The sequence below is a fragment of the Enterocloster aldenensis genome, from assembly GCF_003434055.1.
In the GTDB taxonomy this organism is placed as follows: Bacteria; Bacillota; Clostridia; order Lachnospirales; family Lachnospiraceae; genus Enterocloster; species Enterocloster aldenensis.
On record NZ_QVEX01000001.1, the window covers coordinates 322,733 to 348,983 of the forward strand.

22 protein-coding genes are annotated in these 26,251 nt (G+C 50.2%); 6 read left to right on the forward strand and 16 right to left on the reverse strand.

Annotation, left to right across the window (positions count from 1 at the left end; translation table 11 throughout):
• Positions 1–299: 299 nt before the first annotated feature.
• The 4 genes from DWX59_RS01480 to DWX59_RS01495 are packed head-to-tail and all read right to left on the reverse strand — an operon-like array spanning position 300 to position 4,321.
• Entirely contained in the window at positions 300–1,127 is an 828-nt protein-coding gene (locus DWX59_RS01480; protein ID WP_117555620.1) for a hypothetical protein, read from the reverse strand.
• A gap of 1 nt (position 1,128) precedes the next feature.
• Positions 1,129–2,538, reverse strand: a complete 1,410-nt coding sequence (locus tag DWX59_RS01485; protein WP_117555622.1) for a sensor histidine kinase — start codon at positions 2,536–2,538, stop codon at positions 1,129–1,131.
• Positions 2,535–3,194 carry a response regulator transcription factor gene (locus tag DWX59_RS01490; protein WP_117555624.1) on the reverse strand — a complete coding sequence of 220 codons (660 nt, stop codon included), beginning with the start codon at positions 3,192–3,194 and terminating at the stop codon, positions 2,535–2,537. Before DWX59_RS01490 ends, DWX59_RS01485 begins: the two co-directional genes overlap by 4 nt.
• Positions 3,191–4,321 (reverse strand): hypothetical protein, encoded by a 1,131-nt coding sequence (locus tag DWX59_RS01495; protein ID WP_330665887.1) that lies wholly within the window; start codon positions 4,319–4,321, stop codon positions 3,191–3,193. Before DWX59_RS01495 ends, DWX59_RS01490 begins: the two co-directional genes overlap by 4 nt.
• Before the next feature lie 202 nt (positions 4,322–4,523).
• On the opposite strand from DWX59_RS01495, the gene DWX59_RS01500 reads away from it, so the two are divergent.
• Both DWX59_RS01500 and DWX59_RS01505 read left to right on the forward strand, forming a co-directional pair.
• Positions 4,524–5,135, forward strand: a complete 612-nt coding sequence (locus DWX59_RS01500; protein WP_117555628.1) for a TetR/AcrR family transcriptional regulator — start codon at positions 4,524–4,526, stop codon at positions 5,133–5,135.
• Positions 5,132–6,355 (forward strand): cation:proton antiporter, encoded by a 1,224-nt coding sequence (locus DWX59_RS01505; RefSeq protein WP_117555630.1) that lies wholly within the window; start codon positions 5,132–5,134, stop codon positions 6,353–6,355. Before DWX59_RS01500 ends, DWX59_RS01505 begins: the two co-directional genes overlap by 4 nt.
• A gap of 75 nt (positions 6,356–6,430) precedes the next feature.
• Here DWX59_RS01505 and DWX59_RS01510 read toward each other — a convergent pair whose 3' ends face one another.
• The 3 genes from DWX59_RS01510 to DWX59_RS01520 all read right to left on the reverse strand — a co-directional run bounded on the left by DWX59_RS01510 (position 6,431) and on the right by DWX59_RS01520 (position 11,654).
• Positions 6,431–7,774: an MATE family efflux transporter gene (locus DWX59_RS01510; RefSeq protein ID WP_165641718.1), complete on the reverse strand. Its 1,344-nt coding sequence runs from the start codon at positions 7,772–7,774 to the stop codon at positions 6,431–6,433.
• A 155-nt stretch (positions 7,775–7,929) separates the two neighbouring features.
• Positions 7,930–10,329, reverse strand: a complete 2,400-nt coding sequence (locus DWX59_RS01515) for a beta-L-arabinofuranosidase domain-containing protein (RefSeq protein ID WP_235844851.1) — start codon at positions 10,327–10,329, stop codon at positions 7,930–7,932.
• Positions 10,326–11,654 carry a dicarboxylate/amino acid:cation symporter gene (locus DWX59_RS01520; RefSeq protein ID WP_117555636.1) on the reverse strand — a complete coding sequence of 443 codons (1,329 nt, stop codon included), beginning with the start codon at positions 11,652–11,654 and terminating at the stop codon, positions 10,326–10,328. Before DWX59_RS01520 ends, DWX59_RS01515 begins: the two co-directional genes overlap by 4 nt.
• Before the next feature lie 282 nt (positions 11,655–11,936).
• Here DWX59_RS01520 and DWX59_RS01530 point away from each other — a divergent pair, with 282 nt between their 5' ends.
• The 4 genes from DWX59_RS01530 (at position 11,937) to glgD (ending at position 15,904) form a co-directional block, all read left to right on the forward strand.
• A complete protein-coding gene (locus DWX59_RS01530) occupies positions 11,937–12,890 on the forward strand; it encodes an AraC family transcriptional regulator (RefSeq protein WP_117555640.1) in 954 nt (317 codons plus the stop codon).
• Positions 12,891–12,904: 14 nt separating this feature from the next.
• A complete protein-coding gene (locus tag DWX59_RS01535) occupies positions 12,905–13,393 on the forward strand; it encodes a hypothetical protein (RefSeq protein WP_117555642.1) in 489 nt (162 codons plus the stop codon).
• Positions 13,394–13,556: 163 nt separating this feature from the next.
• Positions 13,557–14,765, forward strand: coding sequence for a glucose-1-phosphate adenylyltransferase (locus DWX59_RS01540; RefSeq protein WP_117555644.1), 1,209 nt, complete (start codon positions 13,557–13,559; stop codon positions 14,763–14,765).
• Complete coding sequence (gene glgD / locus DWX59_RS01545; protein WP_117555646.1) at positions 14,759–15,904, forward strand: glucose-1-phosphate adenylyltransferase subunit GlgD; 1,146 nt, start codon at positions 14,759–14,761, stop codon at positions 15,902–15,904. The genes DWX59_RS01540 and glgD overlap by 7 nt, the downstream gene beginning before the upstream one ends.
• A gap of 45 nt (positions 15,905–15,949) precedes the next feature.
• Here glgD and DWX59_RS01550 read toward each other — a convergent pair whose 3' ends face one another.
• The 9 genes from DWX59_RS01550 to DWX59_RS01590 all read right to left on the reverse strand — a co-directional run bounded on the left by DWX59_RS01550 (position 15,950) and on the right by DWX59_RS01590 (position 26,243).
• Positions 15,950–16,327 carry a cupin domain-containing protein gene (locus DWX59_RS01550; protein ID WP_117555648.1) on the reverse strand — a complete coding sequence of 126 codons (378 nt, stop codon included), beginning with the start codon at positions 16,325–16,327 and terminating at the stop codon, positions 15,950–15,952.
• Positions 16,328–16,345: 18 nt separating this feature from the next.
• On the reverse strand, positions 16,346–17,347 hold the full coding sequence (locus DWX59_RS01555) for a LacI family DNA-binding transcriptional regulator (protein ID WP_117555650.1): 1,002 nt from the start codon (positions 17,345–17,347) through the stop codon (positions 16,346–16,348).
• 116 nt (positions 17,348–17,463) lie between these two features.
• Positions 17,464–19,371, reverse strand: a complete 1,908-nt coding sequence (locus DWX59_RS01560) for an FAD-binding protein (RefSeq protein ID WP_235844853.1) — start codon at positions 19,369–19,371, stop codon at positions 17,464–17,466.
• A gap of 66 nt (positions 19,372–19,437) precedes the next feature.
• Positions 19,438–19,662, reverse strand: coding sequence for a hypothetical protein (locus DWX59_RS01565; protein WP_117555654.1), 225 nt, complete (start codon positions 19,660–19,662; stop codon positions 19,438–19,440).
• A gap of 24 nt (positions 19,663–19,686) precedes the next feature.
• On the reverse strand, positions 19,687–21,357 hold the full coding sequence (gene ilvD, locus DWX59_RS01570; protein WP_166460146.1) for a dihydroxy-acid dehydratase: 1,671 nt from the start codon (positions 21,355–21,357) through the stop codon (positions 19,687–19,689).
• A 2-nt stretch (positions 21,358–21,359) separates the two neighbouring features.
• The gene (locus tag DWX59_RS01575; protein WP_117555658.1) at positions 21,360–23,282 is read right to left on the reverse strand and encodes a TRAP transporter permease; all 1,923 of its coding nucleotides are present in this window, start codon (positions 23,280–23,282) and stop codon (positions 21,360–21,362) included.
• Positions 23,283–23,313: 31 nt separating this feature from the next.
• The gene (locus DWX59_RS01580) at positions 23,314–24,408 is read right to left on the reverse strand and encodes a TAXI family TRAP transporter solute-binding subunit (RefSeq protein ID WP_117555660.1); all 1,095 of its coding nucleotides are present in this window, start codon (positions 24,406–24,408) and stop codon (positions 23,314–23,316) included.
• A gap of 29 nt (positions 24,409–24,437) precedes the next feature.
• On the reverse strand, positions 24,438–25,205 hold the full coding sequence (locus DWX59_RS01585; protein WP_117555662.1) for a 3-ketoacyl-ACP reductase: 768 nt from the start codon (positions 25,203–25,205) through the stop codon (positions 24,438–24,440).
• A gap of 15 nt (positions 25,206–25,220) precedes the next feature.
• The gene (locus tag DWX59_RS01590; RefSeq protein WP_117555664.1) at positions 25,221–26,243 is read right to left on the reverse strand and encodes a zinc-dependent alcohol dehydrogenase; all 1,023 of its coding nucleotides are present in this window, start codon (positions 26,241–26,243) and stop codon (positions 25,221–25,223) included.
• Between the last annotated feature and the right edge of the window lie 8 nt (positions 26,244–26,251).

Sequence of the window (26,251 nt, forward strand, 5' to 3'; positions counted from 1 at the left end):
CCCGGCCGTATGGCCAGGAGCACGGCCAGCACAGACAGGATGCCTGCAGCCGCGGTTGACACGGCAAACAGGGTGTCCATGAGGCTTCTCCCGCGTTTTCTCCTCCATCTCCTTGTTCGGGAGTATGGATATCTTCTGTACATAATGGCTGCCCCTTTCATGCAAAAACTCCTGTGTAAGGTGAATACAGATACGGGATATCCCATACCCGGCGCCTCACAGAGCATTCTTCTGTGGGACACCATCCATCTTACACAGGAGCGGCATCATAATGCCATCATTTTTGCATCATAGTTGCATCATTTGGTTATTTTCAAAAAGAATTCATTAATCCCCTCATAGAATCCCACGGTGACAATGGTATGCTCCCCTGCCGCGCCCGGGCACACATATTTCTTAAAATAAGGAGTGGTCTCCATCAATGGGTTTGGCTCATCATAGGGCCGGGGCTGCACAAGCCCCATGTAGCTGCTCCAGGTTTCCATGATCCTGTCCGGGTCCATCTCCTCCCACCGGCGCGGGGTCCTGACGTAAAACTCGTACATCTTCCCATCATCCGCATCAATGTATGCGTTAATCAGATGGTTTTCCTTGTCCGCGTTTTTCTGTATGTTTGACATCTCCAGCTTCCAGACCGCTACGTTATTGCGCGGCTCCAGCACGTCAATGGCAGAGTAGAGAACCGCGTCATACGTACCTGGTTCCACATCCTTTACCGTATCCGGCAGTATGCCAAGTTCTTTAAGGGCTGACAGCCCCCGGTTGCAGACATCATATATCTGGGTATCCGTGATTTCTTCACCGGAAGGCCCTCTGTGGTTTACCACAAATGCATAATTCCCCTCCGGTTCCCCATATCCCTCATCTGTACGGCTTCTGGTAAGGGCATACTGTTCGCTTTCAGGCAGTGCCTGGCTGCTCAGGCTTTCCGACAGGATATAAAGCTTCTCATTACTGCTCAGGGTATAACGGTAACCTTCCCCCTCCTCCTGGGCATCCACCTGGTGTACGGCCCCCAGCACCGATTGGTCCCGGTATCTGGCAAACAGTTCAGGACCAGCTATGGACAGGGCCATCACAAGGACGGTAAACAGGATCAGGAACAGGTTTTTCATCATATTTCCCATCTCATCCCTCCTCTGGCCGGGTTGGCAGCACAAAGCTCATGCACGTGCCCTTTCCCGGTTCGCTTTCTATTTCCAGGCGGCTTTTGTGCAAAAGAAGTATCTCCGCGCACAGGGCCAGCCCCAGTCCGGCGCCGTTCCTGCTTCTGGAACGTGATTTATCCACCATGTAAAATGCCTTTGTGATTTTGTGCTGTTCCTCTTTGGGGATTCCCACCCCGTGGTCCTTTACCTCAAACCGGTACCCACCCTTCTGAATACGTCCATAGACCTCAATCAGGCCGTCTGCCTCCGATGCCTTGCAGGCGTTGTCAAGAAGGTTCATGAGAACGGATTTTATCAGGTTTGCCTCTGCCCACACAAAGCCCTCGTCATAGTTGAAATATATTTTCGCGCTCTTATTAAGCACATACATATCGTAGAGATAGACAAACAGGGATTCAACGGAAACCACGGTGAAATCCACTTCGCTGCGCCGCGTGACCATGATGTCCAGCAGCCGGAAGGACATGGTCTCCAGCCTTTTGCCTTCCGTATAGATATAGTTGGCCGACATGAACTGCTTTTCCTCGTCCAGCTTGCGGGAGCGCAGCATATCCGCATATCCGATAATGGAGGTGAGGGGTGTCTTCAGTTCGTGGGCAAATGCGGCCACGAAATCCTCCCTTGCCTGTATCTCCTCCTCCAGCTTCCCGATGTTGTCTTCCAACGCATTGGCCATCTGGTTAAAGTCCGATGTGAGCTGGCCCAGTTCATCGCCGCTGACCTTCCTGGCGCGGTAATGATAATCCCCGGACGCCATGCGCTTGGTCGCACGCGTCAGCAGACGGATAGGCCTGGTCAGCCAGGAGGATATCAGATGCATGATGAAGGTGCCGCATACCAGCATGGCAATAGTTACCTGGCGGTATACGGAAAAGCCCAGGGCCCGTTCCCGGAACACATCCGACACATCCCTTAAGGTTTCCAGGTAGAGCGCCCGGTCCAATGCATTGACCATTGTCCCTGCCTGTATGTAGTAACCCTTATCCAGCTTTATGACACGGTAGGTTTTGGTGCCTGCGTCCGTCATGTCCAGGCACTGGCTGCCGGCGTCAAAGCCGCTGCTGGCATACAGCACCTGCTTCTGCTCATCGGAAAGGCGCAGCATGCGTCTGGCGCTGTGTCCTCCTGTTTCCAGGTTGGAGGCAATCTCGCCAATCGTGTTATCCTGCAGGACATCATATTTGGCAGGCACATTGAGGGCCGCTGTCTCAAATGCAAACCGCAGGATACTGTTGTCATCCAATGCCTGTCCCACTTCCCTGTCCATAGCTGTCTCAAACACGTAATTCACAAAATAGAATCCGCTGAAGCCAAAGCCAAGGGCCATTACAATCATGGTACATAACAGCAGTTTCAATGAAAATTTCATCCTGGCACCTCTAAGCGGTATCCCACTTTATAGACTGCCACCAGGCTGTTTTCCCAGCCCAGCTTCCGCCTCAGCCTCTGGACATGCAGGTCCAGGGTGCGGCTGTCCCCGCTGTATTCCCCTTCCCATACCTTTTCATAAAGGGTTTCCCTGAAAAGGGCAACATTCTTATTCCGTATGAAGAGCACCAGAAGGCCGAATTCCTTGTTGGTCAGCACCACTGGCCGGCCGGCCTTGGTAACCAGCCGCGCCTCCACATCCACGGTCACATCCCCTGCGCTTAACAGGTGTTCTGTCTTGTTATACCGCCTTAAGACCGCCTCCACCCTGGCCGTCAGTTCCACCACGTCAAATGGTTTCACCAGATAATCATCCGCGCCCAGCCGCAGTCCCTTTACCCTGTCCTTCACCTCGTGCCTTGCCGTGATGAAGATGACAGGAATCCCAAGAGGGCGTATGTATTCCATAATGTCATAGCCGTCAGCTCCCGGAAGCATGATATCCAGAAGGATCAGGTCAAATGCCTCCTCTTCAATCATCCTCAGCGCCGCGATCCCGTCCTGGACCGCAGCGCACTGGTAACCGCCTGCGCTCAGGTTCATGTCAATCAAATCGCAGATCGGTTTCTCGTCATCCACTATCAGTATTTTTATCATTGTCCTGTTTTCCACCCCCAATATGCCCGCGCACGCTCCACCAGTCCGGACATGGTGTCGGTGTCAGTGCATTTTATCGTCTGTTTCATATCCGTATCCTCATAAAAACCGGCCGTCCTCTGGTAATAGACAGAATACCCGCTTTCCACCACGGACTGTCCGCTGCTTCCCTCATAACTGTAGCTGGCAAACACCATGATGTCCTTCAGCCCGTCGCCGTCAATGTCCTGGCAGCTGATTCCCTTAAGCCCATAGAGATTCTCATAATCCCCCATGGGCTGGAAACTCCATACAATATACCCCTCTTCATTGACCAGATAAACCATGAACACGGTATACTCCGCCATGCGGTAGGTTCCCGGCACCACATAAAGGCGGCCCAGCTTCTCAAACTGCCTGGAATGATATTGGTCCCGGGCAATCTGGAAACCGTTGTCCAGAAGTTCCTTCTGCGTGGTTGCGGTGTACAGGAATTCCGTGGAATACCCATCCCTTATAAAGGACGTGATGAACCGGATGCTCTTGTTCATACCAAAGCGGTTCAGCTGATTGGACAGCCTGTAATCCCTGTAAAATGCCCCGTTCTTCTGGAACAGGACATCGCCTACTTTGTAAATGCCGGATCCGGCGGACGCCGGGGCTTCCGGATGGATAAGGGGGCCCCCATCCCCATAGCTGCATGCCGTAATAAGGACAATATCCGACAGGCCATCGTTATCCATGTCCTGAAAGGAAACCGCTGCCAGCCATTCATTGGGCTGGCTGAGACTGCCCCTGCGCTGGCTGTTGGTCTCCAGCCGGTCTGTCTTAAACACCACATCCTGGTCCTCTGCCGCAAAAAACAGGGCTAAACGGCGGTACTGGGTATCGTACGCCGGGATAAAGGAGACCTGGCCGTATCCTTCTAATTCCACCGGGAAGATCTGGTCTTCAATTATCCGGAATCCTGCGTCGGCTATGTCATCCTTTGCCTTAACAGACTCAAAACGGCTGCAATAATCCCTGTATTCCTGCATTGCCCGGGTCTGCACGGTTCCCTCAGCCCCATAAACGCGGGCCGTCAATGACATGGCTGAGAGTAAAAGAATCGGGAATGCCGTCAAACACTTATTTAAACTGAATTTCAAACCCATGCCTCCGCTTCTTCCTTTTCAAGTCCAGAATCCTGTAATCCTGAAACAGGTCATGACCACTTTTTAAATCCTGTACTGTTTGTATTCAAATTTATAGTATCGCAAAAAGAATGATATTTCAACCTGATATGGTTATTGACTTTCCGGTCTATTTTTACTATTATAGACTATAAAGTCCATTTATGGAGGTATTATCATGAAAAAGGAAGAAAAAACAGAATTAACAAGAAAACGGATTCTGGCTGCTGCCATGAAAGAATTTGGGGAAAACGGATATCAGGGCGCTTCCCTGAACCGCATATGTGATATCGGGATTCCCAAAGGCCTTCTCTATCACAACTTTGAGAACCGGGACGCCCTCTACCTGGCCTGTCTGGAACAAAGCTTTGCCACCTTCACCGGCTTTTTAAGGGAAGACGGCCTGGGTTTTGGGCTGCAGCACTACATGGATACACGGCTGCATTTTTTCAAAAGCCATCCATGGGAGGCCCGTTTATTCTTTGAGGCAATCCTTCAGCCGCCGTTACAGCTCAAGGACCAGGTCAGGGCGCTGAAAAAAGATTTTGACGCCTTAAACAGTGAACTGTACGACCGGCTTCTGACGCGCCTTACCCTGAGGCCCGGCATTACCCGCAAGGAAGCAAAGCAATACTTTTCCCTGATGCAGGACATGGTTAACTGCTACCTGTGCAGCCCCAGTTACCAGTCCGTGGATTTTGACGAAATCCTGGCTGCCCACGAGGATAACCTTGCGAAACTATTGGATTACATGCTCTATGGCATTGCAGAAAGAGAGGCAGGATTATGATAGGATCCGTCATTCGTATACTGGCTGCGTTCGCAGCTGCATTTTTCACAGGAAAGGCCGTGTCCAGGCTTAAGCTCCCCTCCATCCTCGGATGGCTGATTGCCGGGATGGTTCTTGGCCCCCATGGCGTGAACCTGCTGGACAACGCCCTTTTAAACTCCGGCCCTTATACAGCCATGACCCATATCTTTGAGTGCGCGGTGGGATTGATGATCGGCACGGAGCTTGTATGGAAACGGATCCGCAAATCCGGCAAATCCATCATCATCACAACCCTGACCCAGTCCCTGGGGACATTTATTGTTGTCTCGGCCGTATTCGGGGTTGTATTCCGCCTGTGCGGCATTTCCCTTTACCTGGCTTTTATCTTCGGAAGCATTGCGCTGGCAACGGCTCCGGCCCCGGCCCTTTCCATTGTAAAGGAATTCAAGACCAGCGGTCCTGTTACAAGCACGCTGATTCCCATGGCTGCCCTGGATGACATGGTAGGGGTTGTGGTATTCTTCACCACCATATCCGTTGTATCCGGTACCATATCCGGACAAGGCATCCCAGCCTATCTGATTCCTGTTGTCATGGTTTTCCCTCTGGCCATCGGGGCGGTAACCGGCCTGCCCGCCGGGCTCCTTCTGAAAAAGCACCGGCCCCTGCGGTCCACCCTTCTCATCCTGATTGCCATGATCCTGCTCACAACTGCCCTGGGAGCCATATGCAATACATACATCATGCCCAGGCCGGTGCTTAACTTCATGCTGATGGGAATGTCATTTTCAACCGTATTCGCCAACATGGTGTCCGAGGACCGGTTGTCTGAAATCATGTATGAATTCGGTCCCATCCTGGGCGTATCCATCATCCTTATCATCCTGGGACTGGGCGCGCCCCTGGACTACCATCTGATTATGGGCGCCGGTCTGTTCACTGCCGTGTACATTGCCGCCCGTGCCTTTGGAAAATACTTCGGGGCCTGGTTCGGGGCCAGCATCACCGGTTCCCCAAAAACCGTAAGGAACTATCTGGGTCTGACACTCCTTCCCCACTCCGGTGTCTCCCTTGTATTCACCGGCATCTCCGCCTCCGCCCTGTCCGCTGCAGCGCCTGAAAACGCACAGATCATCCAGGGCACCATTGCCGCTGCGGCAGTCATCAATGAAATCATTGCGGTGGTGGCTGCAAAGAAAGGGTTTGAGTGGGCAGGGGAATTAGGGAAAGGGGATTGAATACATCTGACTGGCCGGAAAGGCTTCTTCGGAAGCCGGTTTTAAGGAGCCATCCACATATATGACATCCATCCCTTAATCCCTGGTCAGTTTCCGGATCCAGTTCCCATAGTTCACCTCCAGGAAAGCCGGAATGCACTTGAATATCTGATCAGCATTCAGGCAGCACACAACAATCACCGGGGATGCCTTCACCACAAAGGCCATGTAAAATGACAGCGGCAGCACAATCATCCAGATGCTCACCAAATCCATCTTCACCACAAACATGGCATTGCCGCCTCCCCGGATGATGCCGTTGTTGGCAGGCATCTGATAGGACATGCCCACGCATACCACGCTCAGTATAATCAGGAATGCGTTGGCCATATCCCTTGTCTCATTGGATAAGTCATACAGGCCAAGGACAGGTATCCGGATAAGGAACAGGATGGACCCGGATACAATCCCAATCAGCACGAATATTTTCTGCAGCCGCAGGGCATATGCCTTTGTCTGGGCAAGATCCCCCCTTCCAATGGCCTGCCCAATCAGGACGGACGCAGAGGAGGAGGCGCCTACGGCCATGGATTTGACCAGCAGGAACAGGGTGGAGGCCACGCTGTTGGCTGCGATTGCATTGCTTGCCATGTGTCCCAGGATTACGGTCTGAAGCGCGGTGTTCACGCCCCAAAGCCCCTGGACCAACAGCATGGGGAGACACACCCTGACATAATCCTTTCCCAGCGTCACATCCTGGTCCAGGTAATCCCCGGGCCTTAAGTGGATGGTCTTTTCCTTTTTAGCAATATACAGGATGAGGATCAGCACTTCAATGATCCTGGCTGTGAGGGTCCCGACCGCTGCTCCTGCGGTTCCCATCTCCGGCGCCCCGAACCTTCCGTATATCAAGACATAGTTAATGCCGCAGTTAATGCAGAACGTGGATATGGACAGATAAAATGCCACCTTCACCATCTCAATGCTGCGCAGTGTGGCAAGGAGTATCTGTGTTATGGCAAAAAACACGTAGGTAAAACGGATGATATGGAGGTAGCGCATCCCCTCCCCTATGATTCCCGCATCCGTTGTAAAGATGGAAACCACCCTGTACGGATACAGGCTTGCCGCCGCTGTCAGGATGACGGCCAAAACCAGGGCCCCATGCATGGCTGTCACCGCAATTCTCTTCATGGGTCCTGTCTGCCGCTTTCCCCAGTACTGGCTGCAGAAAATCACAAGCCCGTCCCCCATGGCGGTCAATAGCTGCTGATAGACAAACTGTACCTGGTTCACGGCCGCCGCCCCTGCCAGGGCCTGTTCGCTGTACGCCCCCAGCATGATATTATCAGCCAGATTCACGGCCAGGCTGATGACATTCTGTAAGACCAATACTACATAGAGTGCAAAAAAACGTTTAAGAAATTTATCCTTTGTCACGTGGCATCCTCCCGGGTACGCGTATCCATGGATGACAGAAAGCATTATCATACACCCCTCAGCTAATTATATTGAATCCAGCTGTATATTTCAATGTAAAAACAGAAAAGGATTGAAAACATGATCTGTCTCCAACCCTTCCATGCCATATTTTATTATTTATCCACAAAGTAGATATGATACCTTTCCTCATCCACATCTGCCAGGGGCATCCACTTAAGCCCATCCGCCTCAAATCCATGGATTCCGTCATGGAAACCATTCTGTATCTTTCGGTCATTCCACCCATCCACTTCCGGGCAGGGCAGATATTCCTCACTGTCATTTAATGCAGCCAGGATATATGGCCCAAAAGCAATGCTGGAATAACAGCTGCCATCCGGCGCCGGCAATTTTCTGAACCGGAATGGCAGGCTGATATCAATCCGGTCCCCCGGTGTCCACTGGCGGCGGATCCTTACATAGCCGTCGGAATCCGCCGCTAAGCCCTGGAATTCCGCCATGAAGCCCGGGGAATCCTCCGTAACTGCATCCGTTTTTACCTGTCCGTCTGCCGTTGCATCCTCCGTCAGCACGGTATAAACCCGGATATCCCAGTCCTCCCTGGCCCAGCAGGGTATCCTCAGCGCCACGGTCCTTTCCCCTCCATCCTTCAGCCCATTGAAGATAACCGTATAGAGGCCCTGGGTATCCTGTCCCTGGCCGCCGTGTCCCTGGCCGTTCTCCTCCAGTTTCAGCTTCCATCCATCCGCCATATCCAGTTCAGAGGGAATATAAAGGTTGACATACACTTCTTTTCCATCTTCCCCCACCGCGTATATGTTCCTGATATAACGGAACCGGCTTTCCAGCCCCGTGCCGTGGCAGCAGGTGTTCTCAGATGTATTGAATTCCTTCCTGCCTCCCGGCCGCACCGGCATGAAGTAGGTGGTTCCCCCGTCCGCCTTATGGCTGGCAGAAGACAGGATATGGTTGTAAAGGACATTTTCATAATAATCCATCTTACGGCTGTCCGGCAATCGTCTAAACAGGCCAAAGGTCAGACGCATCAGGTTATAGCTGGCGCAGCTTTCCGCGGACTTATCCGTCATGTAATGGGCAATGTCGCCCGGCTCATGGAACATTTCTGTCTCGCCCACGCCGCCTATGCTGTATTCATGGGACCGGACCACCATCTGCCAGAAATTCCTGGCAATATCCAGGTAGCGTTTCCCGCCTCCGGCCTCATACAGTTCCAGGGCGCCGATGGCCTGGGGGATGTGCTGGTTGGCATGCATATCCTTTAAAGTATCAACATTTTCCTCCATGGGATAGAACAGCTTCTCATTGCGGAAGAACAGGGCTGCCCTCAGGTACTTCCCATCCCCGGTTTCCCGGTACAGGCGGACCATGACGGAAATCATGCCGCCGAATTCCCCTGCAATGTACATGGACCACATCCTGTCCAGCTGTGCCCTGGAAAGCCTGGACAGACGTCCATAGACCCAGTCTCCCAGTCCTGTCAGCAGGCGGAATGCTTCCTTGCTCCCGGCCAGACAATGGCAGTCATATAATCCTGACATTATCTTATCCAGGGTATAGTATGGCGCCCATATTTCCGGATACTTTGTATATACCTCCAGAAGGTCAAACTGCTGCTCTGAATAAGCGCTTAAGAACCCTTTGGCACAGCCCTGTGCCTCCAGGGCCTTCTGGCACTCTGACAGGGCGTGTACCATATAGCTGATCTTGTCCTTCAGCGCCTGCTGTCCACGTACGCTGTAGGCCAGGGCCAGCCCGGACAGATAATGCCCGGTGGTATGTCCTTTCAGGTTGCACTCCGGCGCATCCCAGCCCGTCATGGGCCCTGCCCCTTGTACGTCCAGCCCTGCCGCGCAGCGGAAATTGTACAGCATCTGGTCATCATCCACGGACAGCAGCCAGCGGACCATCCGCTCCTGGGCATCCCAGAACCTGGTTCCCTCTGCCAGCCGCACACAACCCGCAGGCACCTCGCCCACAGGAATCCTCACAGGTCCTGGGTCCTCCTGACAATCCGCGACCAGAATCCGTGCCTTTGCAATAAGTCCGGTTTCCTCAACATGCCCTTTTATATGAATGGTGTTTCCGGATGCCGGAAGGGTAAACGGTTCCCATGTCACCGGAAGCGTGGTGGGGATTCCCATGTCATCTGCTGCAATGACCACAGGGGGGAGTTCCGCTGTTTCACCCGGCCTCACGGTTTTTTCCACAGGGCGCAGGCTGGCAATGGATGCCTTCCTCGGTTCCTCCAGAACGGTTGCCTCAAAGGTACGGTCCGCACAGCCCCCTTCATAGACAGAGGATACGGTAAGGAGGATTTTGCGGTTGCCCACCCCGTAAGTGGGCCTGGTTACTTTTCCTTCATGGCTTATGAAAAGAGTTTCATGGGATTTCCAGCTGAAACGCGCTCCCCGTTTTCCCCTGGACGGCAGTTTCAGATCCGTATCCACCGTGTTCAGATTGCCAATATAGATATCTGCCAGGTCCTGGCGGACCGCCTCTTCCGGCAGGATTACATCTGTTTTTCCGCTCATTGCGCTGCTTCCTCCCAATTTGCATTCGTTGATGATTCTTTGATTGCCTTTTCTTTTACAGCCCCTATCCCTGCCTCCCGGCTTTTGCCAAAGGCCTTTTCTTTTATCCAGTCTTTTCCTTCAATCACCCTGGTAATCAGCATGGCCAGGGCCGGGTCGCCGGCCACGTTATTCATGGTGCAGAACGGGTCTGTCAGGGTTCCCATGATGACGATGATCGGTATCACGGAGGTGGGGAACCCGAACGCGGTGCAGATGAACATTTCTCCGATAAACCCGCCGCTTGGAATGGTCCCCACAATGATGCCGCTGAGAAGCGCCACGATTACTGCCTTTGCAATTTCCCCAGGTCCCATGGACATATGGAAAATACCGAATAAAAATGCAATCTTAACAATCTGTACCGACACCACGCCATTTTTATGCATACTGGCCCCAAGCGGGATTACGAGACTGCTGATTTCCTCGGAAATCCCCATCTTCTTAGCCGCAAGCAGGTTAACCGGGATACATGCCGTGCTGCTGCAGGCGCCTGCGGCCGTGGTGGCCGGAAGCCATATTTCGGTCCAGTATCGCTTCACACCTTCCGAGCCCCCGCTGATGAACGGGACAATGATGCCAAAGCCAATGAAAAACAGGATACAGAAAACCGCATATATCACGGACATCCTGGCAACGGATCCGATAATCTGGCTTCCCACCTTGCCAATCAGCGTTGCAAAATAGCAGGCAATGCCCACCGGCGCGTAATACATGACAATGGATACCATCCTGCCTAAGGCTTCACTCAGCGCTGAGAACAGGCTTATGATCGGCTTTCCCTTTTCCCCGATGCTGGCAACTGCGATTCCGAACAGGATTGCAAATACAATCAGGGCCATCATGTTGCTGATGGACAGCAGGTCCACGAAATCCGTTACCGTAAACATATTTACGAAGTTAAGGGAAGTATTGCCGGGGTCAATCTCCCCGGCCAGGTCCACCGCGACACCTTTGGCCGGGTCAAACATCTTCACCGCCCCCACGGCCAGCAGGGAAGTAATCAGCCCGCCAATGACAATTGCCGCAAAAAACACGCCCAATACTTTTCCCAGCTTGCCAAGATTGCCCATATTGGCAATGGAATTAGCTATGGATATGAAAACCACCGGTACAATAAGGCAGAATACCATATTCAGGAAAATGTCTGCAAAAGGCTGCAGCACAGCCGTCTTCTCCCCCAGGACAACTCCCAGCAAAGCTCCCGCAACCACACCGGTTAACAGGATAATGGAAAATCTGTAACTTTTTAAAATGTTTCTTAACCTTGAACCTGATTCATTCATTCTGAATCCCTCCTACATATTTTCTTTTTTGTCACCCCATTGCTGATATACCCATTATAAAAAAACATGGATTGGAAAAAAAGAAAGGAAAGAAACCATTTATATAATAAAATCAACATGATTAGTATGATAAAAATAATTAAATCATTGTTTATCACTTGAAAAAGTGTTAAAATAATACAATAATCCAGCACGTATGAAACCCCGGAACCCCCTGTAAATACAGGCATGGACCTGTATGTATCTGTGAGCCGGCCGCGCACCGGATATTGGAGGATTTTTATGTATATCAACTTCATCTGCCCGCCCCTGCCCCATCTGATTGTGGGCGGAATATCACTTTTCCGCAAAGGTGACCGCCATGAGCGGCGGGCCATCCACAAAACCTTTGACTTGATTTACGTTGAAAAGGGAACCCTTTACATGGAAGAAAACGGAATCCAGTTTGATGTAAAAAAGGGGGATTTCCTAATACTGGTGCCGGAGCTGATACATGCAGGTTACCGCTACTGTGCAGAAGACACCGTGTTTTCCTGGATGCATTTTTATACGGAGGGCGAATATACCTGTACCAAAAAACCGGTAATTTATATGCCGTCCAAGATGAACAAGAACAAATATTACCAGAAAGATAAGTTTACCATTTCCCTGCCTCAGTTTGGGACCCTGCCCAGAAAACAGGGGGAACAGCTAAAGGATTATATGGAGCAGATATCCCAGGTAAAGATTGATAAATACAACCAGCAGAAACTGTTTTTTGACTCCACCTCCTCCCAGATTGAGTACCAGATTCTTTTCCTGCGGATTCTCTCCCTTATCTGCGGATCTAACGAACTTCCAAAGGAAAAGGACCTGGCCGAGGAAATCTACGGTCATCTGTGCAAGGTCTATGCGCAGCCCTTCAGCCTGGCAGAGCTGTCCCACCATTTTTCCTTCCATCCCGCCTACATTACCAGGTGCGTGAAAAAGAAATACCATATGACCCCTTTGCAGCTGCTGATCCAAATCCGCATGGAGGAAGCCCGCAAGCTGCTGAAAACCACTTCCCTTCATGTAAACACCATTGGACAGCTGGTGGGATACCCGGATGCAGCGTATTTTTCAAAACAGTTCAAACAGGTCATGGGGATGACGGCTGCGGCGTGCAGGCGGGAGGCCCGGGGGGAAACGGGATTGGAAGATTCGGGGGTGCAGGAACCGGGATTGAAGGAGCTGAGATTGAAAGGGATAAAATAGACGGAGGTGTTTCCATGTATTTTCCAACCGGATACCGTATGATGTTTGATTATCTGGATTCCCTGTACCAGCGGACCAGGGCCGACGAACTGGGAGGCCTTCTTGGCTGCATGTCCCTGCTTGGGGACGGGGAACCGGCTGGTCCTGCTTATGGTCCAGACTGGAAGCGGGCGGTCCGGCAGGCCGAGACCGCTTTGGGCCAAGGGTTTCCGCCAAGTGAACTGGCCTATGAATCCATGCTGCGCTTCCTCCAGAACTGGGCTGCAGCCGGAAGCGACGGCACTGTGTCAGACATCTGCGCCTGCCTGGCGGTTAAAAGGGAAGGGAAGCTCCGGGACGAATGCGTACGCCGTGTTCTGAAGAATGAAGATTCCATGTCCTTCCCTCCTGTCATTCCAAACCGTTATCATTTCCTGTATTCCAGGACCTGTCACCATGACGTCCTGCCTTATAGGGACATTATACAAAAAAAGCAAAGGCATGTCATTGAACCAGCGGTTTAAAAACACCCCTGGAAGCTGAATCGGACGCCCGTTAAATTAATATACTGATATACTGATAGACTAATATACTTTCAATCATTCTGCACAATTTGATACCATTTTCCCCTTATTTATGATACAATTTTAACATATACATCCAATATCATCTAGGGGGAGTAATACTATGGCAAAAGAAATGATTGCAATGCTTCTTGCCGGCGGACAAGGGTCGCGTCTCTATGCGCTGACCCAGAAACTGGCCAAACCAGCTGTTCCCTTTGGCGGCAAATACCGTATCATCGATTTCCCGCTTTCCAACTGCGTAAACTCAGGTATCGATACCGTGGGAATCCTGACCCAGTATCAGCCCCTGGTGCTCAATGAGTATATCGGCAACGGCCAGCCCTGGGACCTGGACCGCCTGCACGGCGGGGTTCACGTGCTTCCGCCCTACCAGAAAGCCTCGGGCTCTGACTGGTACAAGGGTACGGCCAATGCGATTTACCAGAACATCCCATTCATTGAGCGGTATGACCCGCAGTACGTCATCATCCTTTCCGGCGACCAGATATGCAAGCAGGATTACAGCGACTTCCTCCGGTTCCACAAGGAAAAAGGGGCAGAGTTCAGCGTGGCCGTCATGGAAGTGCCGTGGGAAGAGGCGCCGCGTTTCGGTCTGATGGTAACGGATGAGGAGGACCGGATTACGGAATTCCAGGAAAAACCCAAGAATCCCAAATCCAACCTGGCTTCCATGGGCATCTACATATTTAACTGGGACATCCTGAAACAGTACCTGATTGAGGATGAGGAGGACCCTGACTCGGAAAATGACTTTGGCAACAACATCATCCCAAACCTGCTGCGTGACAGCCGCAGGATGTACGCTTATCATTTCAGCGGCTACTGGAAGGATGTGGGAACCATTTCCTCCTTGTGGGAAGCCAACATGGAAGTCCTGGATCCGGAACACAGCGGCATCAACCTGTTTGACGAGAACTGGAAAATCTACAGCCGCAACAGCGGTATGACCGGGCACAAGATCAGCGCCGGTGCATTGGTGGAGAATTCCATGATTACCGACGGCTGCCGCATCGACGGACAGGTCAGGCACTCCATCCTGTTTGCTGGCGTTAAGGTGGAAGCAGGGGCCGTGGTGGAAGATGCGGTCATCATGGGAGGCACCACCATTAAGGAAGGGGCTGTCATCAGGCACTGTATCGTGGCTGAGAATGTCCAAATTGAAAAAGGAGCCGTGGTGGGCGCCATGCCTTCCGGCGAGGAGAAAGGGGTGGCCACCATTGGTCCCGGCCTTACAATCGGCGCCGGCGCAACAATCGGCCCCAATGCCATGGTTAACAATAATGTAAAAGGCGGTGAAGAACAATGGTAAATTCCAATGCAAATGCCCTGGGCATCCTTTTCCCAAACAGCTATGATTCCCTGGTACCAGACCTGGTAGGCGAGCGTCTGATGGCTTCCATTCCTTTTGCAAGCCGTTACCGCCTGGTGGATTTCATCCTCTCCAGCATGGTGAACTGCGGGATTGACAATATTTCCGTGATTGTCCGCAAGAATTATCACTCGCTTATGGACCATCTGGGTTCGGGCCGCGAATGGGACCTGACCCGCAAGAACGGCGGACTGAACCTGGTTCCGCCTTTTGCAGAAAAAACAGTCAAGATTTATAACGGACGTGTGGAGGCCCTGGCCAGCATCCTGGATTTCCTGAAGGAACAGAAGGAACGGTACGTTGTCATGTCCGACACCAACCTGGCGGTTAATTTTGATTTCAAGGCGCTGATTAACGCCCATATGGAAAGCGGCGCTGATGTGACCATTGCATATCAGGAGTCCGAACTTCCAAAAAGCTTCATGGAAGCCCAGAACATTGGTACCAGCTTCTATTATACCCTTGGCATTGAAGACGGACACGTGACCAAAATGAAGATTAATGCCTGTGATGCGGGCATACAGAATTTCTCCATGAATATATACATCATGGACCGGGAATTACTCATTGACCAGATTAACACTGCCTTTGTCCGCGGATACGTTTACTTTGAACGGGATATCCTGGCGCCCCAGTTAAACAGGCTGGATGTGCGCGCCTACCGCTATGACGGTTATGTGGCCCGCATCAGCAGCATGAAGAGTTATTTTGATGAAAATATGAAAATGCTGGACGACGCCAACGTAAGCGCGCTGTTCTCAGGCAGGAACCCCATCTACACCAAAATCCGTGATGACCACCCGGCCCGTTACATCAACGGTTCCAAGGCCGCCAATATCATGGCCGCCGATGGATGCGTCGTTGAAGGGGAGGTTGAAAACAGCATCCTGTTCCGCGGGGTCAGGATTGGCAAGGGCGCCAAAGTCAAAAACTGCGTCCTCATGCAGGATACGGTTGTGGAAGCCGGCGCAGAGATGGAATATGTTGTCACGGACAAGGATGTGACCATTACGGCCGGTAAGAGACTTAAGGGAGCGGACACATTTCCGGTATATGTGGCTAAGTACAAGAGGGTATGATTTCATAAACCAAAGGGGCTGTCCCACAGCCCCTTTTTGATAACTTTATTTCAATTCCCCGCTCTGTTCTTTCGCCCAGTGGTCTACAATAATACCGGGAGCGTATACAAACATCATGTGAAGTTCATCCTCTCCTGTATTATACAGGGAATGATTTAAGCCGCCCGGTATGAAGATACAGTCCCCTTCTTTCACGGCCTGTTTATCCCCATCCACTTCCATTATGCCGGTTCCTTTTAAAATGGTATATGATTCCACTGTTTCATGATCATGTTCCGGAATACCGCCGCCCTTGTATACCACCACATAACCTTGGCAGAACTTGTCTCCTTCCATTGCCCCATTCTGCCCGAGAATTACCCTGGTACGCCTTCCGGCCGGGAATTCGGTTCCCTCTATATCCCAAATATTTACTTTCTGCATCTTATTCCTCCGGAAGAGTTATACTTCCAATCTTTTTACCGACTCCCGCTCAATCAGCCTTCCTTTAAAATAGGTCTTGCTTCCATGGGCGCATGTCTGTGTCTTTATCTGTTCCATCAACCGTTCAAATATTAATTCCGCGGTATCCGCCAGGGAATGGCGGAGTGTGGTCAGAGGGGGATCCAGATACTTGACCTGCGGAATATCATCAAAACCCACCACGGATATACTATCTGGTATCCGCATACCGCTTTTGGCGATTCCGCGGTATACTCCATAAGCCATAAAATCATTAAACATGAAAATACCCGTTGGGCGTTCCTCACTCCGCATCAACTCCAGCGTCCTGTAGTATGCATCGTCTTCAGAACCCACATTCCTGATAATATACTTTTCGTAATCCGTTATTCCGTACTCTGACAAAGCCTTTAAGGCACCCTCCAAACGTTCCCTGTTATACTGCCGGTCCTTATCACTGATGTAAAGTGCGATTTTCTTATGCCCGTTTTCAGTCAGGCATTTCACCGCCTGATACGCCGCGTCCACATTATCAATATTGATACAGGGCGCGTCCACATCGAAAATACGGTTGACAATCACCATGGGGATATCACCTATGTACGGCCTTACATGTTCTATGTCCTCCGTAGACGCGATATAAAGTATACCGTCCACAAACAGATATTTCAATGTTTCAAAATATTCCTTTTCTTTTTTTACATCGCCTAAGGCATCACACAAAATAAGCGAATAACCGGCTTTGGTGGCGCAGGTTTCCATATACTTTACCACTTCTGGGTAATATGGGTTCATAATATCCGGTATGATAAGGCCTATAAGCCTGCTTCCGCCCTTTTTCAAGCTTCTGGCTGCCAGATTAGGTTTATAATTCAAATCACTGACTGCTCTCATTACTTTTTCCTTTGTCTCCGGTTCCACAAATGCCACACCTGACAATGCCCTGGATACTGTACTGGGAGATACTCCTGCATATTTTGCAACGTCACGAATTCCTACCATACCATCACTCCTTTAACCGCATTTTACTTTATAGTATCATTTCTGCGGTAATCTGACCAGATATTTTCCGCCAAAACCTCCCCTCCGGCTGCAGGCTGACTATATTTCCTGCCACTCTAATATATGTTTTTATTTTTTCGGAAATCCCTCCATACATTCTCAAAAAAGTCGTCAATATCCGGTATTGGATGTACTTTCCTCCAATAAAAGCTGCATTTACCCTGGCTGTATCCAACCTCCTGTATTTCGTCAGCATGTAATCCATCATCTAACCGGTATCTGAATCTATCAGGCAGGGAAGGAGCAGGAAGCACCCCACGGGAATCCGTGTACATGGAACTGCCCCGTGACAATCCTCCATGATTGACATAGTCTTCCATAGCGCTGAGATAGACATACTGGCAAATCAGTGTTTCCCTAAGCCGGAAATACCATCCCAGCTGCTGCCGGCTGATTATTTTCACTGTATCATGAAACGTTTCCATCTCCTTTTCTATGGCACGGCGGGTATTACGTATATCCTCCACATTCCTTATGGCAGCTCCCACACGGCTCATCCGCCTGGTTATCCTCTGCCAGGATTCTTTCAGACAATCATCCTGCCCCCCCAATGCGCCCCGTTCCATACATAGAATCTCTTTTATACCCTGTCCACATGAATCAAACAGCTTCTCCTCCGGTTCTCCCCGCCGTCTGGCTGCAATATACTGCGCTGCCCGGACAGCGCCGACCTGCCCCGAATTCAGCGCACTGCCTCCTGGACGGTAAACTCCATGGGTGCCGCTGGCCTCCCCCACTGCAAAGAGTCCCTCAATATTAGTCTGCCACCACTCATCTACCTTCAACCCGCCGTTATTGTGCTGGGCACTGAGAGCCACCTCCAGCATTTCGGTCCTCAAATCAATTCCCTTGTCCAGATAAAAATTGAAAGCAGGGGTATTCATATGCCGCAGGCGGTCAATGGGGGTTCCAAAACAGGCTTCTGCTTTTCTTAAATAATCATATGCTTCCTTAGAGAGACAATCAAAGTCAATCCCGGCGCCGCCCGGATTCTTCCGGAAATCCAGAAAAACCCGCCTGCCCCTGATACAGCTCTCCTGATACACCAGCAAATCGATAATAGAACTTCCCGACATGACTTTGCGTACATCAAAGGGCCATTGGTAGCCTTTGAGGAAAATTTTTGATAACATTTCTCCTTTATCGTGAAAATAATCCAGCAGGAATTCCTTTGGGTTCCTGCCATCAGGATCCGTGGAAATAAAGCAGGGCAGGACTTGCATATAGGTACCGCTCACATTCCAGCGGGGCTTTATCGATGCCAGGCCAAACTGCCATTCTGTCAGATTCTTTCCCAAGGCTCCAGCCTCTAAAGCAATACCCGTGGCGCCATAATGGCCGGCCGGATATGCACTGTCCGCAAACATCCCGGCCGGACCGCCGGTGGCGAAAATAATATTTTTGCAGTTAATTATCTCATAAGTAAGCTGGTCCTTATTTAAACAGACAAGCCCCCTGGCCGACCTTCCCTCTGTCAGTATACGCAATACCTGTAAATGATTGTATATCCTGATGTTCTTATTCTCAACGGATTCCTGCAGGCGTTCTGTCATTATCTTTGAGGTATAGGGCCCGGCACTGGTGGCCCGCCTGCTGGGATCGTGATCTGTCTTGTATCCCACAAATTCCCCATAGCGGTTGCGTGGGAAGGGGACCCCCAATTCCACAAGATGCAGAAAACACTGGGCCGACAAAGCAGCTTCGCACAGAGCATGTTCGCCATCCACACACTGTCCGTCAAAGAATACCTGTGCCATATCTTTTACGCTGTCACATTCGCTGCCGGACAGAGACAATTTATAGTAGGTCTGCTTATCCGAACCTGTATTACGTGATGTTCCTGCCAGGATGTTTTCTGTCAGCATTGCGATATCGGTCTGTCCATACTGATAAAGCCGTTCTGCCGCATTATATCCGGCTGCCCCGGTTCCTACAATGACCGTATTAAATGAATGGACTGTCATATCCATGCCACAAAAGCGAAATTGTTGTACCCTCATCTTTAACCTCAAATATCTCTGTACATGTTGTTAGTTATTGTCAGGAGTATCCACGCTGTCTGCATTGCTGCGATTCACAATCCGTCTGCGGTAACCATAATACCCTGTCATCACAATGGTGATACATATTAGGCTGATAATTAAAAACCGGGCCAGATCCTGCTGATGCATCCGCATTTTTCCAAGTACCACAACCGGGATAATCAGCGCTGCAAGAAACACCCATTCAAACTGTTCCGCTCTCTTTGTATCCATGCATGTCCTCCTACATTCCTTTATTTATTCCAGACGGGCGCCCTTGTTTGCCGGACCTCCGTATTTTTTAAACAGATTAAGGACACCTTTATATGTGTTTTTATCTTTCGGGTTTACAGCCGGCTCCCTTTCTTCAAATATTGCAGGATCCTCCACATCGATAGAACGCTGGGACACGTTAATTGTTATGATATCCCCATCCCGGAGATACGCCAAAGGTCCTGCCTTGGCTGCCTCCGGTGTAATCTGACATACACCGAAGCCTCTTGCAAAGCCTGAGAACCTGGCATCTGTAATGACTGCCACATCTTTATCCAGGCCCATACCGCAGACCGTTGCCTGTACGGCGTAAATATCCGGCATGCCCGGGCCTCCGCAAGGTCCTTCAAAACGGACAACCATCACATCCCCAGGTTTTATCTGGCCATCATGCAGGGCTTCCAGTGCCTCCTCCTGACTATCAAACACCTTGGCCGGTCCTTTGTGGTACAGGTTATCACGGTAACGGGCAGACTGTCTTAAGATAGCGCCCCCATACGCCAGATTGCCATATAAGACCGCTATGCCTCCGTCCTGGGAAATAGGGGAGTCAAAACTATAAAGCACCCTTCGGTCAGGTTCATATTTAAGTGGGATTTCCATATTCTCAGCCATTGTCCTGCAGGTTACGGTCATGACATCCGTATTCAGGCAGCTGCGGACCTCACGCATGGCTGCAGGCATACCGCCGGATCTTTCAAAATCAGTGAGATGGTATGGCCCATTGGGTTTGACATTCACAAGACATGGCGTCTTCTTACTGATTTGTGCAATTTTGTCCAGGTTCACCACATCTCCAAAGCCAAGTTCCTCTGACAGGGACAGTATATGTACGACTGAGTTAGTGGAGCCTCCAAGTACCATCATCATGGTAACCATATTCTCCAATGCCGGTAATGTCATGATGTCATTGGCCCGTATGTTCTTTTCAATCAATTTAACAATCTGATTGCCGCTTAATTTAGCGGAACGGAGCAGTTCCGACGACGTGGCAATCATGGTAGCTGCCCCCGGCAATGTCAATCCCAGCGCCTCTGCCAGGCACTGCATTGTATTGGCTGTCCCCATCAGCGGACATGCCCCCCACGTGGGACAGGCCCTGTCTTCCATGGCGGTGATTACTTCCTCTGATATACGGCCGGCACGGTATCCTCCCATTATCTTTTCGTCCAGGTCAGACAGCGAGAATGCCTCCCCATTTAGCTGTCCCGCCTCCATTGTACCCGCGCATACAAAAATGGACGGCAGGTTTAATCTGGCTGCGGCAATCAGCATACCGGGAACCACCTTATCGCAGGCAGTCATAAATACAATCCCGTCAAACATCTGGGAGTGGACAATGGTCTCAATATCAAAGGACACCATCTCCCTTGTGGCCAGATCATAGCGGATGCCGTCCAGCCCCAGGGTTAAGGTTCCGCATTGGGATATGGTGCAGAATTCAACCGGGGTGGCTCCTGACTGCCATATGCCCTCCTTTACTTTTTGGGTCAGCATGTTGAGGCCAAAATGTCCCGGGCACACCTCGCCCCAGCTATTAACCACTGCCACCAGCGGTCTGGATAAATCGGCATCCGTAAACCCCATTGCCTTATACACGGCCCGGCGATGGGCCCCCTCCGGCCCTGTCATATATTGTTTTGTAAAATAATCCACGGTTAAGCTCCTTTCTTTTTTCTGACCATGGTCACAATCTGCAGCACAGCGATACATGCAAAGATAACATAGGCAATAAAGTTAGAAGCTGCAAATGGCGCCACTACCAATATGCTTACTGCAAATGCCAGGAAACGTTCAATATACCTGAGCCGGCGTGAGAAATATCCGGCAACACAGATTGATAAACACACAACCGCTATTATCCCATCAATGACGGCTATGGTGATTTCGCCGGCGCTTCCTATTGCAAGGGTTGCCGGATGATACACAAACAGGAACGGGATAATATAGGCTGCTATGCCAATCGTGAATGCCTTAAACCCGGTTTTCATAGGTGATGCCTCCGCGATTGCGGCGCCGGCAAATGCAGCAACACACACTGGCGGGGTTATATTAGACACAACTGCAAAATAAAATGCAAAGAAATGGGCTGAAATGGGACTTACACCCATCTGGGTCAGCGCCGGTATGATAGTCGTCACCAGGATAAGATAAACCCCTACCGAAGGCATGCCGCATCCAAGGATTAAAGAGAATAAGGCTGTGTAAACCAGTGTTATCAACAGGCTTCCATCTGCTGCCTTTATGATGATGGACGACAGGCTGACACTCAGTCCTGAGGAATACATGCATCCGATGATGATTCCTGCTGCCGCGCAGGCAATACCCACGGATATGGACGTCTGTGCCGTCTTTTCAAATGATTTTATTATCTGTGCCGGTTTCAGCCTTGTATTTTTACGCACAAAGGTAAGCAGGAATAGAGTAACCACACCCCAGAAAGCGCCCATGCTGGTTGTATACCCGTAAATCAAGAAGATAACAAGGCATACCAACGCCAGGATCAGATGGCCTCCCTCCATGACGCTTTTCCTGAAGGACGGCAGTCCATCTTTGTCCATTGGATGTATGTTCTTCTTTAACCCGTCGAAATGTATATAAGATAAAAGGGCGATGTAATAAAGCATGGCTGGTATAATTGCATACCGCACAATCTGTATGTATGGGACCTTGAGATACTGCGCCATTACAAATGCCACCGCCCCCATGATTGGCGGCATATAATTGCCGCCGGTGGATGCAACGGCCTCCGTTGCACCTGCCTCCTCAGGCGAATAACCGGTGGACTTCATCAGGGGGATTGTAAAACATCCGGTAGATACAACATTGGATACGGAGCTGCCTGATATACTGCCGAACAACGCGCTGGAAATTGCAGCCGTCTTAGCCGGACCAGCAGTAAAGCGGCCTCCAATGGCATAAGCAATATCAATAAAATACTTGCCGGCCCCGCTTTCCTCCAAAATCGATCCAAACAGTAAAAACAATATGATATAGGAAGCCATGGACTGAACGGGTTCGGAAAATATACCCTGATCGCTTACCAATATATCAACAAGCCGCACCCATGGGGTCGGCGCTGTCTTCAGAAATCCTGGAAAATAGTTGGCAAAACTGGTATGTACCCCAAAAAAGAGGACCACACAAAACATTGTCATTCCCACCATACGCCGGGTTATATCCATTACCAGGAAAATGAATATCGTCCCAAAAACCGTATCCAGCCTGCTTGGGCGAAACATACGAAGCTGCCAGTTGTCCAAATCACTGATATAATATACAACGCAGACAACCGCTAAAACCACACACGCAATATCGTACACAGACCATATATTAAGCGGTTCATACCAGTTCTTACGTTTTGTAGGATGAAGAAAAAAGGCAAGTATCATAATAAATAGGACAAAAAGCAGACGATGGGCAATGGCAACTGGCGTACCGCAGTTAGCAGTCACCAGAAAATAAACCACCATAAATACCGAGATAATGCTCAAGAACATAGCCAGAAACGAACGGGGTGTCAATTTCTTCTGATGTACGGCATACTCGAACAGACCTGTTTTTTGTTGAAAACCGCTCATGTCACAACCTCATTTTCTAGACAGATTTTTGTTACTTAATGATACCGATTTCACGATAGAACCGCTCAGCGCCCGGATGCACAGGCATCTTTTCATCAATACCAGCCAAAGGGTCATTGACAATCACACTATTTTCCTCGCCAAAATACTGGTACAGGGTTGATGCATTTTCATAGATGGCCTTTGTTATATTGTATACCAGTTCCTCATCCAGATCATCACGGCAGTAAAGCGAGGTGATTGCCGCTACAGTCACAATCTCCTCCTCCTGATTCTCATCAAAAGAATGAGGCGCAATTGTTATCTTCTCCAGACCGGGAACATCCGCCTGGATTTCGCCAATCACATTTTCATCCATGCTGATCAGCTTTATGCCAGGTGTCATACTCATACTCTGGAGTGTAGAATTATCCAGGGGAAGCAGACCGGTAATTGCATCCAGCTGACGGTCCCTGAGCATGTCCATACGTTCGGAATCCCCTAAAAAGCTGTTCATTCCGGTAAAGGAATCCCCCTCCAGGTCAATACCATGGGCTTTTAATACTGCCTGGGCTATGGTATAGCCGGTCTGTCCTGCCTTACCTAATGAAAGGTTTTTATCTGAGAGGTCATATACGCTATTCACAGACTCATCACCGCTTAAGGCCACAATGAGAAATGGCATGGAGTACATTGATATGACTGCATTCAGATTATCATGGGATTCCGTATAATCCCCTTCCCCTAAATAAGCCTGATAACCCACACCACTGTACACCAGGCCAAAATATCCCTCGCCATTCTGCAGTGTGTCGGGATTAGCAGATCCACCGCCTGCAGCAACCTTGGATGTGACACCGGTTGCCTCCTGTGCAAGTGCTGCCAGCTGGGAACCCACCTGATACCAGCTTCCGCCTTGGGAACCACTGAAAAATTCCAGGTAATCCGGTACCATACCCTCAGCCTGCCCGTCTGAAGCCGCAGCTTCCGCCTCTGCGGTGCTTATCTCCTCTTTACTCTCCGCTTTTACTTCCTGGGTTGCCTTAGTCTCCTGCCCTGCCTTTGTTTCATCTTTCTTACCAGTCCCGCATGCTGTCAGTGAACCAATCAATGTGATTGCCAAAAAAACTGCAAGAACCCGTTTCATATGCTTCCTCCTTTTAATTGTCAGCAGTTTCACATTCTCCTGATATGAAATCCGCCATCTACGTCTATGTAGTTACCAGTGGTATATACAAACTTTTCACTGCACATCAGGCTAACAACATTGCCGATATCCTCAGGGTATCCCCATCTCTTAATCGGGAACTGGCCTTCCTCTATCATCCTGCTATATTTATCATGCACCACTTTTGTCATATCTGTATCTATGACACCCGGGCGGACTTCATGAACCAGTATCCCTTCTCCCGCAAGGCGGTCAGCATATACGGTAGTCAGCATGGAAAGTCCGGCTTTTGACATACAGTACTCGGCGCGGTTGGGTGATGACACGGTGCTGGACGCCGAACCTACATTGATGATCGTGCCCCGTTTTTCCCCTTCCCACGGCTGACAAAGCATCTGATTGGCGGCTAACTGTGTCATAAACATGGTTCCCCGGAGATTCGTCCCAACCACATAATCAAAACTCTCTTCTGTCATCTCCAGGATATCCGTGCGTACCTTAGGCGCTACCCCCGCATTGTTGACCAAAACATCAATCCGGCCAAAGCGTTTTACCACCAATGCCACAAAATCCTCCCGTACCTTCCGGTCCGTTATGTCGCCCTGATAGTATATACAGTCAGGATTCATTGCCTTAAGTTCATCAAAATTCTCCTGATATGCAGCAAGCCCGTTTATATCCAGTATGGCTGCCGTATAACCGTCTTCCACCAGTTTACGTGCAATTCCATATCCAATCCCCCTGCTGCCACCTGTTATAATTGCAATCTTGTTCAAACTATCACCTCATCCTCATGGTTTTAATATTATTTTAAGCGGCTCTTCACCAGGACTTTTCTTAATATCCATAGCCTTCTGCACTTCATTCAAAGGAATATGATGGGTAATGAGTGACTTTAAATCAATCCTCCCGGATGATACCAGATCAATTCCTCTTTGAAAATCCCAACAGTAACTGGATGTTCCCACCACCTCAATTTCTTTTACCATTGCATCAACAAGGGATTTTGTGCTGAATTCATCTTCAAAAATCCCAAAAATAACAGCCCTGCCGCCCTTTCTCGTTACAGCCATTGCCTGATTAAAAGTAACCGGAACCCCAACCGCCTCAAATGTGACGTCCACACCGCGCCCTTGTGTTCTTCTTAATACTTCCTGTACTGCATCAGGCCCGCTCTGAAGTGGTATACATCCCAACTGTTCTGCCAGCTCCAGGTTTCTTTTTAAAATTCCCAGCACATATACGTGGGTTGCCCCAGCGGCAAGGGATAGCTGTGCAAGCAACAGCGCTATGGGCCCGTCTCCTATGACACAGACAGAATCACACAGCTGGATACGGGCTTTCATTGCGGCGTGGACCGTACAGGCCAGAGGTTCCATTAATGCTCCCTCATCAAAGGAGATTCCATCCGGCAAAAGGTGGACCCACCGCTCCTCAGCATAGTAGTAGTCCGCATATCCACTGCTGCCGCTGCGATACTTTAATCTGAGGGTCTCACAATAATCATATCTTCCTCTCTGGCAGTAATAACAATGGCCGCAGGCAATCAGCGGTTCAACACATACCCTGTCCCCCACCTTGAACTTAGTCACATCCGCGCCAATCTCTTCTATCACCCCAGCCAGCTCATGCCCAACCGTTGTCGGCAGTTTTGCATACGGATGCCTGCCTGAGTACAGGTGCATATCGCTTCCACAGATAGCGGACGATACTACCTTAATCATAACCTCCCCACTACCGGGTGTCTTTTTTTCGACTTCATGCAATATAATTTTTCCGGGTTCAGTTATTAAAGCCTCACGAAACGTTTCCATCCTTACCT

Excerpts from the sequence above, each read along its gene's own strand:
- DWX59_RS01540 (WP_117555644.1), top strand. The coding sequence starts at position 13,557 with ATGGCAAAAGAAATGATTGCAATGCTTCTTGCCGGCGGACAAGGGTCG.
- DWX59_RS01565 (WP_117555654.1), bottom strand. The coding sequence starts at position 19,662 with ATGGATACAAAGAGAGCGGAACAGTTTGAATGGGTGTTTCTTGCAGCG.
- DWX59_RS01580 (WP_117555660.1), bottom strand. The coding sequence starts at position 24,408 with ATGAAACGGGTTCTTGCAGTTTTTTTGGCAATCACATTGATTGGTTCA.
- DWX59_RS01560 (WP_235844853.1), bottom strand. The coding sequence starts at position 19,371 with ATGACAGTCCATTCATTTAATACGGTCATTGTAGGAACCGGGGCAGCC.
- DWX59_RS01500 (WP_117555628.1), top strand. The coding sequence starts at position 4,524 with ATGAAAAAGGAAGAAAAAACAGAATTAACAAGAAAACGGATTCTGGCT.
- DWX59_RS01485 (WP_117555622.1), bottom strand. The coding sequence starts at position 2,538 with ATGAAATTTTCATTGAAACTGCTGTTATGTACCATGATTGTAATGGCC.
- DWX59_RS01520 (WP_117555636.1), bottom strand. The coding sequence starts at position 11,654 with ATGAATGAATCAGGTTCAAGGTTAAGAAACATTTTAAAAAGTTACAGA.
- DWX59_RS01575 (WP_117555658.1), bottom strand. The coding sequence starts at position 23,282 with ATGAGCGGTTTTCAACAAAAAACAGGTCTGTTCGAGTATGCCGTACAT.
- DWX59_RS01515 (WP_235844851.1), bottom strand. The coding sequence starts at position 10,329 with ATGAGCGGAAAAACAGATGTAATCCTGCCGGAAGAGGCGGTCCGCCAG.
- DWX59_RS01555 (WP_117555650.1), bottom strand. The coding sequence starts at position 17,347 with ATGGTAGGAATTCGTGACGTTGCAAAATATGCAGGAGTATCTCCCAGT.
- glgD (WP_117555646.1), top strand. The coding sequence starts at position 14,759 with ATGGTAAATTCCAATGCAAATGCCCTGGGCATCCTTTTCCCAAACAGC.
- DWX59_RS01530 (WP_117555640.1), top strand. The coding sequence starts at position 11,937 with ATGTATATCAACTTCATCTGCCCGCCCCTGCCCCATCTGATTGTGGGC.
- DWX59_RS01590 (WP_117555664.1), bottom strand. The coding sequence starts at position 26,243 with ATGGAAACGTTTCGTGAGGCTTTAATAACTGAACCCGGAAAAATTATA.
- DWX59_RS01535 (WP_117555642.1), top strand. The coding sequence starts at position 12,905 with ATGTATTTTCCAACCGGATACCGTATGATGTTTGATTATCTGGATTCC.
- DWX59_RS01490 (WP_117555624.1), bottom strand. The coding sequence starts at position 3,194 with ATGATAAAAATACTGATAGTGGATGACGAGAAACCGATCTGCGATTTG.
- DWX59_RS01550 (WP_117555648.1), bottom strand. The coding sequence starts at position 16,327 with ATGCAGAAAGTAAATATTTGGGATATAGAGGGAACCGAATTCCCGGCC.
- DWX59_RS01480 (WP_117555620.1), bottom strand. The coding sequence starts at position 1,127 with ATGGGAAATATGATGAAAAACCTGTTCCTGATCCTGTTTACCGTCCTT.
- DWX59_RS01505 (WP_117555630.1), top strand. The coding sequence starts at position 5,132 with ATGATAGGATCCGTCATTCGTATACTGGCTGCGTTCGCAGCTGCATTT.